The following is a 14,546-nucleotide window of genomic DNA, read 5'->3' as shown; positions in this document are numbered from 1 at the left end:
GCTTATGCGAAAAGAAGACAAGTTATGAAAAAAACGCCCGCATAAACGGACGTTTTGACATGATTATTCGTGATGGAAGGTTGGTTTATAAAACGAACGATTTTCAAGTGCAAAAATACGTTCTGTATATTCTCCAGGCTTCACATGCTCAAGTGCACGATCCATCATGTTCATTTTCGCATCTAAATTATCAATATAGTGGAGAATTTCAGCTTCTTTCACCATTGGTGGTTTCGGGCTGCCCCATTCTCCTTTTCCGTGATGACTCAGGACTAAGTGCTGTAAAATGAGAATTTCCTCTGAATCAATGCTAAGCTCTTCCGCAGCTTTCGCAATTTCTGTCACCATAATGGAAATGTGGCCAATTAAATTCCCTTCCACAGTATATGTCGTGGAGACTGGACCCGAAAGCTCTTTGACTTTCCCTAAATCATGAAGAATGATGCCTGAATATAAAAGATCTCGATCTAGTGATGGATATAGGTCAACAATTGATTTTGCTAAATGCAGCATAGACACAACGTGGTAGGCGAGTCCAGAGACAAATTCGTGATGATTTTTTGTCGCTGCTGGATAATCAGCAAATTCCTGTCCATATTTCTTCAGCAAATGCCTTGTAACACGCTGAATATTAGGGTTTTTCATATCAAAAATATATTGCATAATCGTATCCATCATATCGTGTTTTGGAATAGGAGCTGTTTCGAGAAAGTCATCAATTCGAATTTGCTCGTTTTCAGCAACAGGGCGTATATTCCTAAGCTTCAGCTGATTCCTCCCGCGATAATGATGAATGTCGCCTACTACCTTCACGATGGTTTGCGGACCGTAGGTGATTTCATCATTCTGCTTTGCATCCCATAGTTTCGCCTCAATATCTCCACTTTGATCTTGAAGAATGAGCGTTAAAAATGGTTTGCCATTACTTGCAATCCCTTTAGTAGATGATTTAATTAATAAATGCAGGTCAACTTGTTCGCCGACATCATAGGTCATGATCCCTTTAGCCATTCAATAAAAGCTCCTTCCATGTTTCTGCTCATATAAGTATAACATAAGTCATTATTTGTCAATCATTCAACTGCTAAACTCGTAATCTGTCCATCTTCTGCTGCCTGCGTCATATGCTGATGACAGGTAAAATAAAACAGCTGTGTTTCAAAACGCGTGAGTTCATTCATCAACTCCAGTACTCTTCCTAGACGAACATGATCAAAATGAACGAAGCTGTCATCCATCATAAACGGAAGCTGACATTCATGCTGATGAGACAAGGCGAGTGCAAAACGAATGGCCAGATAGACTTGTTCACAGGTTGCTTGTGAGAGCTCCTCTGGGCGGAATATTCGTCCGTCCATCCTTTTCACGATCAGCCGGTCATCCTCGGGTGAAAATAAAATGGCTTTATATCGATCATTCGTTAACGGCTGAATAAAGCGGGAAGCTGTTTGCAGCAGTGCTGGTAGCCTTTTTTCTTTATGTTCATTCAATTTTTCTCGAATGACGGAGCGAACAAGCTGAACCGCCGCCCATTTTTTCACAAGGTGCTTTGCATGCTCCTGCTCAGCTGAAAGCTGATGAGTCAAATCAGACACCGTACCTGAAGCTTCTATTTGCCGGATTTCCACTGCTCGTTCTGCCAGACGTTTTTCCATATTCGCCGCATTCGTTTGTATGTTATTCAGGTGCTGCTTTGCTTCCGTACACTCTTCTTCAAGAAGACGCAATCCTTTACGAACAATCAATTCTTCCTCATCAAAGCAGCCGCTTCTATGCAGCTCTTGATTCAGCTGCTGCAAATGGGAAAGCCGTTCCCGATATTCTTTCGATAGATGGGAAAGAATTTGGTAATCTTTTTTGGACTCTGCCTCTACTTGACGAAAAAGCGCGTTCATTTGTTTTTCGTAATAGTCAATTTCCCCTTCTAGTGTCGTGATCTGCTGTTTCACATGTTGAATCGATACATCCAATGTCTGACGTTCTTTTTCTCTTTTCGCCTCATCTTTCAAAATCTCTTGAAAGGCCGAGATGTTCTCTTGAATGGTGCCTTCCTTTCGTTGCAGAAGACTGCTTAACGCTTCCACCCTTTGCTCATAATTGGATTGCTGGCCGGCAAGGTCGTCTATTTCCCGGCTAAGCTCCTCATATTCCGCTGTATCCGTTTTTAATTGCTTCAGAATAAGAAAGGCTTCTACTAGGAAAGAAAGCTCTGAGGACAAGCCCAGCTGTCTTTTCTTTTCCTCTACTTGCTGCTGGACAGGTTCCAGCTCCTGCTCCCAGTCTTCATATTGCCGGATGATCCTTTCGTACAAAAGCTCCTTCTGCCTCACAAGCGTTTCAGCTGAAGCTGCCTGCACTTGGAAGGAATCGAATGTGCCCATGCCGCTTCCCTGTTTCACCTGTGTCGATTTTAAAAATGGGTAAATAGCAAAGAAAACAAAAACAGAAAATCCCGCAAATAAGAAAGTGACCCACCACTCTGTTAAAAAGAAGAGGACAAGCAGAAATGCAGCATCAAACGTCACCATCACAGGAAATAACCACGCCCGGGAATGAACCTGTTTCTCTTTTGTTCTTGTTTCCCCAGCTTCTACTGTACTATGCGATTTGGCCTGCTGTTCCTTTAATCCTTTTAAAGCGGTTTCCGCTTCTTCTAGCTCATGTCTTGCATGATCAAACCGTTCATCCAGCTGTGCTTTTCTGTCCATTAAACGAACGTATTGGCTGACAGCCTCCTTTAATTCCCACTCAAATTCAAGGGAGTCGTCAATCTGATCAAGCTTGACTGAACGCTGCCACTTTAGCTTCGCTGCGGCTTCGTCCATTTTTTGTTTCAATGAATCACGTTCTGCTTTACATTCAGCTAAGCGGTTTTTAATACGTTCAGCATGAGAAGATTCATCAACGACACGCTTCATCTCCAGTAATGTATCCTTGTCATAAAGCGGTTGAACTTGTGCCAGCGAGGTTTGCAAATGATCAAATTTTTGCTTTAGTGCAGTCATTTGAGCCTTTTTCGGGTGAAGGTGTGATTCTAATTTATCCAATTCATGCTCTGTTTCTGCTCTAAAGCGTTTGACTCGTTCTGGATAACGGGCTAATTCTTTTTTTAACTCCATCTTCTTCTCTATCATGGGATAAAGTTGAATGTGTTCAGTTAGCTGGTGTATCTGTTCTTCTGTCTGCTTCATTTCCTTTTGAAGCGCTGCGATATTCTCTATTAATTCAGAATGCTCCCGTTTTTTCTCTGTATAACGGCCTTCTGCCAATCTAGCTTGTTTCAGCTGGGCAGCCAGCTCTTTTAAACGATCAAGCTGCTGGTTTAATTCCGGCTTGCGTCCATTTGGTTTAAACAGCTGCTCCTGCTGCTTAAGCAGCCTGCTATCCATCTTAGAGGCAGCATCTGAGCCAAATAAACTTGAGAAAAGGAGAAATTCACCGATTTGATCTTCGTTTAAGGCTTGGACATTTTGCAGTCCAAACACATCAAATGAATAGATTGATTGGAATAATCTGCGATCTGTTCCCTTTAATAGAGTCCGCAAGAATGCTTCATCTTTCACTTCACCATTCGGTAAAAACACCTGTGCTTGACCGCCTCGATCGGACGATCTCTCAATGTGAATGACACCTAACTCCTCATCTAAGCAAGTGAGGGAGCCGCCATAGAAAGATCCTTGTTTCGGCTTGTATATCTTGTTTTTTGAAAAACCAAATAACATCGACTCAATAAACGCCTTCAATGTCGTTTTCCCCGATTCATTCAGGCCGTAAACTAGCTGAAAACCGTCATCAGAAAAGTGAAAGGTTCGATTTGAAAATTTCCCGAAATTCGCTATATGGAGTGAACGTATTTTCATCATACCTCTCCTTTTCTCATAATTGCTTCAGCTGTTCCGTCAGCAGCCTTTGTGCTTCTTCTTTTATATCCAATTCATCCTCTTTTGTGAGCGCTTTTCCTGACTTCCTGTAGATTGGGTGACGCTTGATCGGTAAAAGCAGCTCTTCATATGACTCAAACTGTGCAATTTCTGCCGTTAGTTCCTTCAAAAAAGAATCCTCTGGATAGATCACATCCTCATTTGTTCGGCAGTCAATTGACATCACCCAAACGAACACGTCTTCATCTTCCTCCTGCTCATGAAAAACAGTCAACAGCTCTTCGAGGACCTCAAGCTGCATATGCTCAAAGTAAGAAGGTGCATCACCTGTCAATTCAATTCTCACAAAATGAGGAACGCCTTCCTCTTTCAGCTCATTGATTTTGCCTTCCACAAGTGTGACAAGATCCGTCATATGAACCGTTTCTGTGATGTCTATGGCCAGTTTCTCAAAGATGATATCTGCACAGCTGATAAAATTCGCTGCCTGAGAATCTTCGGAGAGGTGAATCAAGTAACAGCCTTTTTCTCCCGTTTCTTTAATATGTCTGCCCTGCACATTACCAGGGTAAATAATAAATGGGTCTTCATGCAGAAGGGCTCTTTTATGTATATGTCCGAGCGCCCAATAATCGAAATCCCGTGCTATGAGCTGCTGAAGCTGAAATGGGGCATATGCATCATGTCCTTCTTGTCCGGCTAATGTGCCGTGAAGCATTGCAATGTGATAGGCAGCATCTGTTGTTTTGACATAATGAGATGTCATATTTTCATAGACAGCCCTCTCTTTGTAGCTAAACCCATAAATACTCGCGACAAGCTGATCTCCTCGATAATAGGAGTGCTCACTTGGCGTACTGCTCGAAAAGACATGTACATTCTCAGGCCACTCAATCGGTGTCCATTCTCCGCCTAAATGATCATGATTCCCATAAATAATAAAGACTTCAATGCCGTGCGTTTGCAGTCTTACAAACTGATTTCTTAAAAACAGCTGTGCTTTTAAGCTGCGATTGGATTCATCAAATAAATCTCCGCTCAGCAGCACAAAGTCTACCTCCCGCGCAACGGCGAGATCAAACATGTTCTTAGCACTTTGAAATGTACTTTCTTTGAGCCGCTTAAATATGGAACTAGGTATCGTCGACATTCCTGCAAATGGACTGTCTAAATGTAAATCTGCGGCATGAATAAAGGTGAGCTTAGTCAAACGTCTATCTCCTTGTCCGATACTGTCATTGTCCATATTTTATCATGCCATTTTTACGAATGCACGTTCTATCACTCTCAATCTAAAAAACACATTTTTAAGGGCTAAAAAAGAGGTTTTGTCTTATTCCATGTTTAATTACATTAAAAAACAGAGGAAAGGAAGATGAGGAATGGAGAAGACATACTTTTTAACCGTATTTGACCGGTCGGGTGAGACTTTATTAAATGAAAAAATCACAGCGGATAGTGACAAGAAAGCAAAGGAATTAGGACGTCATCGCTTAATGGAACAGCAATACACAAAGCATGCTCATCGACTCGTTGATCAAGCAGGAAAGCTGCTTTTATTTGAACGTTAAAAAAGCCGGCTTTCGCCGGCCTCATGTTCATTTATGCTTTTTGAAAGACAGGACGTCTTTTTTCTAAAAAGGCTTGTATACCTTCCTTGTGATCATGACTTTTTCTCAGTCTTGCCTGTGCTGCTCTCTCTTTTTGAAGAACTGCTAAGAGCTTTGATTCTGACTGCTGGAAATAGATCATCTTTGTTTCGATAAAGGCTTGAAGCGGCATGTTCATAAATGGCTTCACACACACTTTTTGGTACGTATCGACCTCATCCTGAAACACCCCGTCTGCAAGGCGCAGCTTTAACGCTTCTTCAGCCGGCAGCTTTTGTCCGCTCCAAATCAATTGTTTAGCGGTTTGCTCACTCACTCTTTTTGTGAGGAAAAAATGCCCCCCGCCATCTGGAATTAATCCTACTCCATTAAAATTCATGGCGAGTTTTGCATCCTGATGCATAAACAAGTAGTCACAGCTTAGAGCAAAGCTAAAAGCGAGGCCTGCTGCTGACCCGTGGACAAGCGCAATCGTCACTTTTTTCATACTAGCTAGAGAAAGTGTAATTCCCTCGATCAAATCCATCACACGATGGAAATCTTCTTCACTTTCCTGCTTGAGCATCATCCCAATATCTCCGCCTGCTGAAAATCCTTTTCCCGCTCCCTTGATGACAACGACTTTTGCACTGCTTTCCTCCGCTGCATCACATGCTTCTTTGAATTCAGCAAACATGTCCACATGAAAAGAATTATAAGCTTCAGACCTATTGAAAACGATTTCAAAAACATCCCCGTCTAACTGACAATTGATATATGTCATCATCCATCCCCCTCTTCTTTTAAAAGCTCATAACATACTTCCATTTCCATCATGTAAAACCTTTTTCTCTAAATAAAAAATTTCAAGATCAATTGATACTAAAATAAGCATAATGATTGAAACAAGAAATATATTTTTATATAGTAAAAAAAGAAAGAAAATAAATTTGAAAGGAGGAGGATGATTGATCAGATGTTCCATCATGATATTGGTTAGCTTCATCGTCATGTTTTCTCCTTTTTCAAATGTCGTTTTTGCTTCACAGGCAGAAGCGAGCACACCTAGCCTGATTTCTCCATCCATTTATGATGAAGAAATCAATGCTGTGAAGACACCTTCGTTTTCAAAAAAACATGCTTCATCCATTCTGTTGAAGGACAGATTATCAATGATGGATGCCAAGACTTTTCTACCAAAGCCTGCCCCATCAGCTGCATTGTCCATTGATCTATGTTTTTTGGAAATGAAGTGTGCAATCCCCGTTATGTATCAATCTAATTACCTCTACTGATTCATTTTATTTCATCCGCATTTACTATTTAAAAAACACAGACTATCAAATTCGGAGGGATAAAATGAACATTAAAGAGAATGATCTTCCTGGGATCGGAAAGAAATTTGAAATTGAAACGAGAAATAGAGAAAAGATGACGATTGTGATTCATGATGATGGCAGACGGGAAATTTATCGTTTTGACGACGATGATCCAGATGAAGTGCTGTCTACCATTTCACTCGATGATGCTGAATCCCGGCAAATCGCTGCTATTATCGGCGGTATGGTGTATAAACCGCAGGCACTAGAAACCATTGAAATGGCCTTCAACGACTTGATCATTGAATGGTTTAAGGTGGAAAAAGGTGCAAAAGCGGTTGGACATACACTCGGTGATTTAGATGTGAGACAAAATTATGAAGTCACCGTGATTGCGATCATTAAACATACAAATGAAAAATTACTCAACCCTGGTGCCGATTCAATTATTCAAGCAAATGATACGATGGTCATTTCGGGCGAAAGAAAACACTTGAAACGATTGGTACGTGATTTTCTTTCTAGAGGGGGAGAGTGATGAATGGATCATTTAGTCTTTGAAGTTGGGACGGCGCTAATTCTTATCGCCATCGCCAGCTTAATCGCCAATAAAATTAAATTTTCTATCATCCCTTTTCTCATTGTCCTCGGAATGATTGTTGGGCCGCATGCTCCAACTATCGGGATCATTGATTTGAAATTTATCGAAAGCACGGAGATCATTTCGTTTTTTGGCAGAATGGGCGTCCTGTTCCTTCTTTTCTATCTTGGACTTGAGTTCTCTGTCGGAAAACTCATTAAATCGGGTAAATCTATTGCAGTCGGCGGATCTATTTATATTTTGATCAACTTCAGCTTAGGACTGCTCTACGGTTTTATCACAGGGTTTGGATTCCTTGAGGTTCTCATTATGGCAGGGGTGATCACCATTTCATCCAGCGCCATTGTGGCCAAGGTCCTTGTCGATTTGAAACGGACGGCAAACCCTGAAACAGAGTTAATTTTAGGGATTATTATGTTTGAGGATATTTTCCTTGCCGTATATTTATCCGTCGTATCAGGTCTTGTTCTTGGAGATGCCACTACTGTTGGCGGTGCCTTATTATCGATTTTAATCGCTTTTGGTTATATGATGCTTTTCTTTATCATTGCGCGGAAGCTGCCAAAACTATTAAATAAGTTGTTTGATATCCGTTCGAACGAAGTGTTCATCATTGTGATTTTTGCCGCTTTGTTCTTTGTCGCTGGTTTTTCAGAAACAATTCATGTAGCAGAGGCTATTGGGGCTCTCTTACTTGGTCTTGTTTTCTCAGAAACAGAGCACTCAGACCGCATCGAGCATCTCGTGGTTCCGTTTAGAGATTTCTTTGGAGCGATGTTCTTTTTCAGCTTTGGTCTCAGTATCGATCCGTTTACATTGGGTGATGCCTTCTGGCTTGCGATCGGCGCTGTGATTCTTACCTTAATTGGGAACTTCACTGCCGGAATGTTCGCTGGACGCAGAGCTGGATTTTCTCATAAAGCCTCTTCTAATATTGGATTAACCATCGTATCGAGAGGAGAGTTTTCAATCATTGTTGCCGAGCTTGGCATCGCCGGCGGACTTGCCGCTACTTTGAAGCCCTTTGCTGCATTGTATGTCTTAATCCTTGCGATCTTAGGACCGCTCGTAACGAAAGAATCTAAGAAAATCTATCAAATCCTAAACAAAATCTTCAAATGGAAACCTGAAAAACCAAAAGTAAAAAAAGAAACGACAATCTAATGAAAAAGGGCCCTATGCTTGGGCCCTTTTTTATGTTTTATTCAAATTGCTGAAATGCAGTTTCTTGCTTGACTGGCGCTTCCTCGGCCCCGCGAATGGTTCGAATGACTTTCTGGTTGCGGTAAATCGATAGTTTCAAATTTGTCGCCGCTGTTCCATGAGAATGATCAAGATTCGTGAATGTAAAGAAATGATTTGAACGCTTGTCTTTGAACACAAGCCTGAAGTCGTCTGTCACTTTAAAATGCTCATCACTTTCCCATTCAATCAAAGGTTCATATGCGCTAAACCATTTAGGAATATTCGGTGTATACCCTGTAGCCAATACAGCATGATCTACAGTTATAATTTTTTCTTTCTTCAGCTGCCACTGTTTGAGATGCAGCTCCAAAGGCTGATGCTCTCCTCTTTGAATCGCTTCAAGCTCGGTCATTGGCTGAATGAGCACAGATGGCTCTTCACCTGAAACAGAGCGATGATATAGCTCCTGATAAATGCGCGAAAGCGTTGATGCATCGATGCCATTTCTTAATCCTGTCAGCCTAGGCAATGTGTTCATACGTTCTTCATAAGGAAGCGAATGAAAATACTCGACATACTTTGGTGTAAAAAGTTCTTGGCCCAGCTCTGCCGTCTCCAGCTCTCTAAATTCACTAGAACGCGTAAACCATGAAAGCTGCTGTCCTTTCTTTTGATGCTGAAGCAGGTCTAAGAAAATTTCAGCTGCACTCTGCCCTGAGCCGATTACCGCCACCGACTCAGCTTCGTGAAGTGCTTTCTGCTGATCTAAATAACGGCTGCTATGGGTCACATATGGGTATGCTGCTTCAGGCACATCGACTGGAATCATTGGTTTGCTTCCTGTACCTAACACGACATGCTTTGCACGATACTCAGAAAGCGATCCATCGTTCAGCCGTCTGACTTTCACAAGGTAGCCATCTTGGCAGTCCGTCACTTCTTCTACCTTCATCCCGAACTGACAGCTGTCTAATTCTCCTGCCACCCATGATAAATACTCATTGAATTCTCTCCGAGGGATATCAAACTGTTCAAATGTATAGAACCGGTGAAGTCTATTTGATTCATGTAAATAATTTAAAAATGTATACCTGCTTCTTGGATTCGCCATTGTGACAAGGTCTGCTAAAAAGGAAACTTGCAAATCCGTTCCTTTGATCAGCATACCAGGATGCCAAGCAAACTCAGACTCTTGTTCAAAAAAACAGCATGAGACATCCTCAAACTCCTCTAACAAAGCGGCCAATCCTAAATTGGCGGGCCCAATCCCAATTCCGATCACATCTATCATATGTACACCTGCTTTACCTTTTTATCACTTATATACCCTTTTACAAATGAAAAAAACACTGCGTCATCGCAGTGTTTAAACGTGAGAAACAAATAATGATTCAAGGAATTGAATTTTCTCTTCTGTATAGTGTTCATACCGGTCATTATACGATTTTGGATCTTTTGGATTGGCATACTGCGTAATTTTTCCTGATCTTGGATCAATGAATTTACTTGCTGCACCGCATCCAATGCCAATGATTGTCTGTACTTCTTCCATGATAATGATATTATACAAACTTTCCTGTCCATCTAATGAATACCCGACATTTTCGAGATTTCCCAAAATATTTTTTTGTCTATATAAATAATACGGGTGATATTGATGTGCTTTCGTCCAAGAGACCGCTTCATCCATCATACGCGTGATTTCTTCTCGGTCTGCTACTTGGTATTTCTCCTTATTGCGCGTCATTTCAGATGCTCTTTTAAAGGAGAGTGTATGCACGGTTAAAGATTCAGGCTTGAGCTCTTCAGTCTGCTGCAAGGAGTGCTGAAATTCTTTGAGCCCTTCTCCCGGCAATCCAATGATTAAGTCCATATTGATATTATTCATGCCGTACTGTCTTGATAAGTGATACTTTTCAATCGTTTCTTCCACACTATGATGCCTGCCAATAGCCTTTAGTGTTTCATTCTCATACGATTGCGGGTTAATGCTAATCCGGTCAATATTGTAGCGGTTTAGCACCTCTAGCTTATCAGGCGAAATCGTATCAGGACGCCCTGCTTCGACAGTCACTTCCCGTATATGCTTCACGTCTGGGAACGAGCGATACATTTCTTCATACAGCAAGTCCATTTCTTCCGCTGTGATGCTCGTTGGCGTGCCTCCGCCAAAGTAAACGGTCGTCACTTTGATCCCATGTTCTTTTAGCCATGCGCCCATTTTTTGCATTTCATAATGCAGACCAAACAAAAACGTTCCCACTCTGCCAGCTTGTCCTTTAATGGCGTAAGCAGGGAACGTGCAGTAAGCACATTTTGTGGGGCAGAAAGGAATGCCAATATAAATACTCACTTCCTGCTGAAGGTCATACAGATCTGGAATGGCTTTAAGCTGACGGTCGACGATTTCCTGCATCAAATTGATTTTTTCATCATGAATCAAGTAATCACGCTTTAATGCCGCATGTGCATTTTCCTTTGACATGCCTTCTCTCAGCATCTTATGGAGCAATTTCGTCGGACGTATTCCTGTGAGAATCCCCCACTTTTGTGTCATTCCTGTGTGCTCCTGAAGCAAGTGTAAATAAACAGACAGCACTGTGTTTTTGATTTGTTTCCAGCGCTCCTTATCGTTCAAGCTCTCTGGGACATCCCGCGAAAAACGACTGGTGATGTCTGATCCATCGATATGACCAGATGCTTCCACCATGCCATTTTCTTCCTTCCAGCTAAATACCATGATCAAACCATCATCCAGTTCACTTGGTTCAAACATCACTTCACTATCTTCTTCAAATAAATTGGCTATATTGACAAGCGGGCGATGAAATCGTTCATCTGACAGCCCTTTAATTAAAATTCGCATCATATCACCTTTATCTTCAAACTTGTTTCATTTTACAAAATTCATGTAGGAAAAGCAATGAAGGGAACAGACGAAGGCCCTGTCATTTCTTGATTGACAGGGCCTTCACTGTATTATCTCTTAATATCAAATTGATGTAAAAAACCTTCTCTTTGCTGCATTCTAAAGTATTCCTTGATCATATAAGCCACACCCTGTTCATCATGCGAGCGTGTCACCCAATCGGCTTTACGCTTGACATCATTGGGGGCATTTCCCATAGCAACGCCTAAACCAGCCAATTCAAGCATTGGAATGTCATCTGTTCCATGACCAATGACAACCGTATCTTCTAAAGTAAAACCGAGTGCAGAGGTTAAAAGAGAAAGTCCCGCTTCCTTCGAAACCCCTTTGCATGCAATATTCATTTTCTCATCACTGATCCTAATAAGATCAACAGATGGGAATGCTTGTTGAATGGTCCTGTGAATCTCAGGCTGAAGCTCCGCGGTCGAATATACTTCAATCACTGGTGTACTGACTGGTTCATCCATCAGCATATCACTTAACGATTCAACAAATTGGACGGGATAGAAAATGGGATCAGACGGATGAATGAGCGTCTTTCCCATCAGCTGAGACTGCGTTTTTTTCCGGTTGCCGATCGAGAATTTTTCATGCAGCAAGCGGACATTACAATCGAAGCTTTCAAGGATTTGCACAAGATTAAATGTCTTTTCTTCCGTTAATTTTTTCACATGAAGCGGCTCATCGAGTTTATCGGCGATAAATGCACCACTATGCGTCACAAGGGTTGATGTTGGAATCTTCAACGCCTTGGCAATTTTTTGAGCGGAACGAAAATGCCGGTTGGTGACAATCGTCACGTAAACCCCTTTTTTCTTTACATATTCCACAGCTTCTTTTGTAGCAGAATGGATTTTACCATTGGAACGGAGTAACGTCCCATCTATATTGAGTGCAAGTAGTTTTTTTGACACTGAGGCATCCCCCTTCTTGATGACTGTACTTACGATGAGGATATGCCCTAGCTTGGTGCTTTAGAACATGCAGTTGAAAGAGCCCCAGGTTATGAATAGATGGATAAATAAAAAAAGCCTACCCCTAGGCTTTTTTTTATGTATGGTTTGGATGCGTTACAATGGAGTGATGAAGCTCCCCATGATCCCCTTATCATTTACACACCAAAGCATTGCTTATATCAGATCCCCTTATGATGCTTTGCGTTTCTCCCAGAAGCGCTTCTCTCTCATTTGGCTCAACGCCATAAATCCCAAGTGAAACGCACCCAATTGTCCCTTGAGAGCGCCTTTTGAAAGCACTTTCAATATAAGTATTATCGCAGAATTTATGTGCTTCGACAACCTTTTTTTAAAAGATATTGAGGAGAAAAGATAAAACAAAAAAGGGCGAATGACATCGCCCTTTCCATTAGTTTTCTTCTGGATTCCCATAAAGCTCTTCAAGTGGCTTCATGATAATTTTATTTAATTCACCGATAAGAATACTCACACGTTGTTCTGCTTCCATCAACTGAGAGATTTTGTCGTGCTGCTGAACAAGAGCAACTGTTTTTTGAGCTTGCTCCACTTCTTCTTGTGTGATCTCTTGACCAGTCATTTGTTTTTGTTGAAGGTTTACTTGAATGTCACGGAAGTTCTCAAACATTCTTTTAGAGGACTCATCCGCGTTTACCTCATCATAAAGATTTCTTAAAGTTGAATATTCTTCGCTATGACGCAATGCTTTTTCAAGGTCATATGCAACATCATAAAGATTTACAGACATGTTATGTCTCCTTTCTATCCGTTATCACCGATATGATCGGCGGACACCACTCCACTATAACAAACTATGGCTTTCGTTTCACATATATACAATGAATTCATTAAATTTTCTATAGCTTGTCTTAGAATATCGCCACAAAAACAGCCTGGATAGCACCAATCATCCCGCCTAAAAGACCGCCTAGAAATGTGATCATCTTCAGCTCCTTATTAGAGATGCTGACTACAAGCTCTTCCATTTTTTCAAGCGGGAAAAGTTCAATTTGTTCACGAATGATATCTTCAAATTGCAGCTTTGCAAGCAGACTCTCTAAAGCATTTGAAGCCGCTTCAATCCCCTTATCAATCAACACTGGCGCAAAATGTGTTTTAAGGTCATCCGCTACAGCACTGACATATGTTCCAACTGTTTTGTCTAATATCAGCTTTGTAGAGAAATGAGAAAGCAATTGATTTTTCACACTAAAAATAAGTTCCTTCACATTCCATTTTTCATCAAGCTCATGAAGAGAAAATAGCTTCACCTTGTCCCATTCTTGAACAAGTAAATCTGCTAAAAATCTTTTTGTTTCTGCATTTCTTAAGAACTTGATAATTTCTGGATGCACACGGTCAATTAAGCTTGAATTCCCTAGAAACATTTGGACCATACTGCCAAGCATTCCCCGTTCTTTTAAGAAATCATCAATCATATTGCCAAGCCTGGCTTTGCCTTCATCACTTTCAAAATAATGAATGCCTCTCTTTAAAATATAATCTGCTGCATCTGGAATTTTTGATGATATTTTGGTTTCCACTTCTACCGGGAGCAATTCAGATAAAGTTTGCTCGTTATATGTTTCAAGCAATGAAGCGAGCTTCTGGTCAGACCACTGATGGAGCCATCTATCTGCTTTGACATCAGCCTGTGAAAAGCCGAATTTTTCTAGCAGTGAGAATACGGTGATCTCCATATTTGCGCCTTTGTCAATATATCGATGGAATGTACGCAGGATCTCCTGCTTTGCCTCCGATGATTCAAATCGCCTTTGAATACCTTCTGGCGTGAGCAAATGCTCCATAACCATGACACCAACCTGCTTGGCTACTTCGTCTCTTCTTTTAGGAATAAGCCCTGGTGTAAATGGAAGCTGTTTTCCGAATAAGTAATATGGCTTATAAGGCCGAAAAAGCATTTTAATTGCAAGATGGTTTGTCGCTGCTCCTATGACTGCGCCGATAACAATCATAAAGATAAACGTTGTGAATATATTCAAAGTCGTCATCTACCTTTCAAACAACACCCGAGGTTTATTGTTTTGATCTATACGTATTATAG

At 41.2% G+C, this 14,546-nt stretch carries 13 protein-coding genes; 4 read left to right on the top strand and 9 right to left on the bottom strand.

The window, feature by feature from the left end; translation table 11 throughout:
- Positions 1 to 63: 63 nt before the first annotated feature.
- From yhaM to NSS76_RS05045, 3 genes are all read right to left on the bottom strand, one after another.
- Positions 64 to 1,011 (bottom strand): 3'-5' exoribonuclease YhaM, encoded by a 948-nt coding sequence (gene yhaM, locus NSS76_RS05055; protein WP_024425447.1) that lies wholly within the window; start codon positions 1,009 to 1,011, stop codon positions 64 to 66.
- Positions 1,012 to 1,073: 62 nt separating this feature from the next.
- A complete protein-coding gene (locus NSS76_RS05050; RefSeq protein WP_341081087.1) occupies positions 1,074 to 3,860 on the bottom strand; it encodes an ATP-binding protein in 2,787 nt (928 codons plus the stop codon).
- Between the two features lie 16 nt (positions 3,861 to 3,876).
- A complete protein-coding gene (locus NSS76_RS05045; protein WP_044333726.1) occupies positions 3,877 to 5,091 on the bottom strand; it encodes a metallophosphoesterase family protein in 1,215 nt (404 codons plus the stop codon).
- 172 nt (positions 5,092 to 5,263) lie between these two features.
- Here NSS76_RS05045 and NSS76_RS05040 point away from each other — a divergent pair, with 172 nt between their 5' ends.
- Positions 5,264 to 5,452, top strand: coding sequence for a YhzD family protein (locus tag NSS76_RS05040; protein ID WP_044333728.1), 189 nt, complete (start codon positions 5,264 to 5,266; stop codon positions 5,450 to 5,452).
- Between the two features lie 31 nt (positions 5,453 to 5,483).
- Here the strand turns inward: NSS76_RS05040 and NSS76_RS05035 are convergent, their stop codons facing one another.
- Positions 5,484 to 6,257, bottom strand: a complete 774-nt coding sequence (locus NSS76_RS05035) for an enoyl-CoA hydratase (protein ID WP_133744027.1) — start codon at positions 6,255 to 6,257, stop codon at positions 5,484 to 5,486.
- Positions 6,258 to 6,438: 181 nt separating this feature from the next.
- Here NSS76_RS05035 and NSS76_RS05030 point away from each other — a divergent pair, with 181 nt between their 5' ends.
- The 3 genes from NSS76_RS05030 (at position 6,439) to NSS76_RS05020 (ending at position 8,554) form a co-directional block, all read left to right on the top strand.
- Positions 6,439 to 6,765 carry a potassium:proton antiporter gene (locus NSS76_RS05030; RefSeq protein WP_224426399.1) on the top strand — a complete coding sequence of 109 codons (327 nt, stop codon included), beginning with the start codon at positions 6,439 to 6,441 and terminating at the stop codon, positions 6,763 to 6,765.
- A gap of 64 nt (positions 6,766 to 6,829) precedes the next feature.
- Complete coding sequence (locus NSS76_RS05025; RefSeq protein ID WP_024425442.1) at positions 6,830 to 7,327, top strand: cation:proton antiporter regulatory subunit; 498 nt, start codon at positions 6,830 to 6,832, stop codon at positions 7,325 to 7,327.
- 3 nt (positions 7,328 to 7,330) lie between these two features.
- Positions 7,331 to 8,554: a cation:proton antiporter gene (locus tag NSS76_RS05020; RefSeq protein WP_034282218.1), complete on the top strand. Its 1,224-nt coding sequence runs from the start codon at positions 7,331 to 7,333 to the stop codon at positions 8,552 to 8,554.
- Positions 8,555 to 8,591: 37 nt separating this feature from the next.
- Here the strand turns inward: NSS76_RS05020 and NSS76_RS05015 are convergent, their stop codons facing one another.
- The 5 genes from NSS76_RS05015 to NSS76_RS04995 all read right to left on the bottom strand — a co-directional run bounded on the left by NSS76_RS05015 (position 8,592) and on the right by NSS76_RS04995 (position 14,484).
- On the bottom strand, positions 8,592 to 9,866 hold the full coding sequence (locus tag NSS76_RS05015) for a lysine N(6)-hydroxylase/L-ornithine N(5)-oxygenase family protein (protein WP_151039236.1): 1,275 nt from the start codon (positions 9,864 to 9,866) through the stop codon (positions 8,592 to 8,594).
- A 75-nt stretch (positions 9,867 to 9,941) separates the two neighbouring features.
- Positions 9,942 to 11,441 carry a coproporphyrinogen III oxidase gene (locus NSS76_RS05010; protein WP_103132125.1) on the bottom strand — a complete coding sequence of 500 codons (1,500 nt, stop codon included), beginning with the start codon at positions 11,439 to 11,441 and terminating at the stop codon, positions 9,942 to 9,944.
- A gap of 113 nt (positions 11,442 to 11,554) precedes the next feature.
- Positions 11,555 to 12,421, bottom strand: coding sequence for a Cof-type HAD-IIB family hydrolase (locus tag NSS76_RS05005; protein WP_341081081.1), 867 nt, complete (start codon positions 12,419 to 12,421; stop codon positions 11,555 to 11,557).
- Between the two features lie 451 nt (positions 12,422 to 12,872).
- Complete coding sequence (locus tag NSS76_RS05000; RefSeq protein ID WP_151039235.1) at positions 12,873 to 13,229, bottom strand: YlbF family regulator; 357 nt, start codon at positions 13,227 to 13,229, stop codon at positions 12,873 to 12,875.
- A 121-nt stretch (positions 13,230 to 13,350) separates the two neighbouring features.
- Positions 13,351 to 14,484 carry a DUF445 domain-containing protein gene (locus tag NSS76_RS04995; protein WP_151039234.1) on the bottom strand — a complete coding sequence of 378 codons (1,134 nt, stop codon included), beginning with the start codon at positions 14,482 to 14,484 and terminating at the stop codon, positions 13,351 to 13,353.
- Positions 14,485 to 14,546: the final 62 nt, after the last annotated feature.

The organism is Bacillus sp. FSL R5-0654, from assembly GCF_038008745.1.
Taxonomy (GTDB): Bacteria; Bacillota; Bacilli; order Bacillales; family Bacillaceae; genus Bacillus; species Bacillus safensis.
Note: the sequence above shows the minus strand (reverse complement) of the source record. Positions and strands in the feature narration are given on the sequence as shown.

Bases quoted from the DNA above. Each gene is read 5' to 3' on its own strand.
- yhaM (WP_024425447.1), bottom strand. From the start codon at position 1,011: ATGGCTAAAGGGATCATGACCTATGATGTCGGCGAACAAGTTGACCTG.
- NSS76_RS05050 (WP_341081087.1), bottom strand. From the start codon at position 3,860: ATGAAAATACGTTCACTCCATATAGCGAATTTCGGGAAATTTTCAAAT.
- NSS76_RS05040 (WP_044333728.1), top strand. From the start codon at position 5,264: ATGGAGAAGACATACTTTTTAACCGTATTTGACCGGTCGGGTGAGACT.
- NSS76_RS05035 (WP_133744027.1), bottom strand. From the start codon at position 6,257: ATGATGACATATATCAATTGTCAGTTAGACGGGGATGTTTTTGAAATC.
- NSS76_RS05025 (WP_024425442.1), top strand. From the start codon at position 6,830: ATGAACATTAAAGAGAATGATCTTCCTGGGATCGGAAAGAAATTTGAA.
- NSS76_RS05020 (WP_034282218.1), top strand. From the start codon at position 7,331: ATGGATCATTTAGTCTTTGAAGTTGGGACGGCGCTAATTCTTATCGCC.
- NSS76_RS05015 (WP_151039236.1), bottom strand. From the start codon at position 9,866: ATGATAGATGTGATCGGAATTGGGATTGGGCCCGCCAATTTAGGATTG.
- NSS76_RS05010 (WP_103132125.1), bottom strand. From the start codon at position 11,441: ATGCGAATTTTAATTAAAGGGCTGTCAGATGAACGATTTCATCGCCCG.
- NSS76_RS05000 (WP_151039235.1), bottom strand. From the start codon at position 13,229: ATGTCTGTAAATCTTTATGATGTTGCATATGACCTTGAAAAAGCATTG.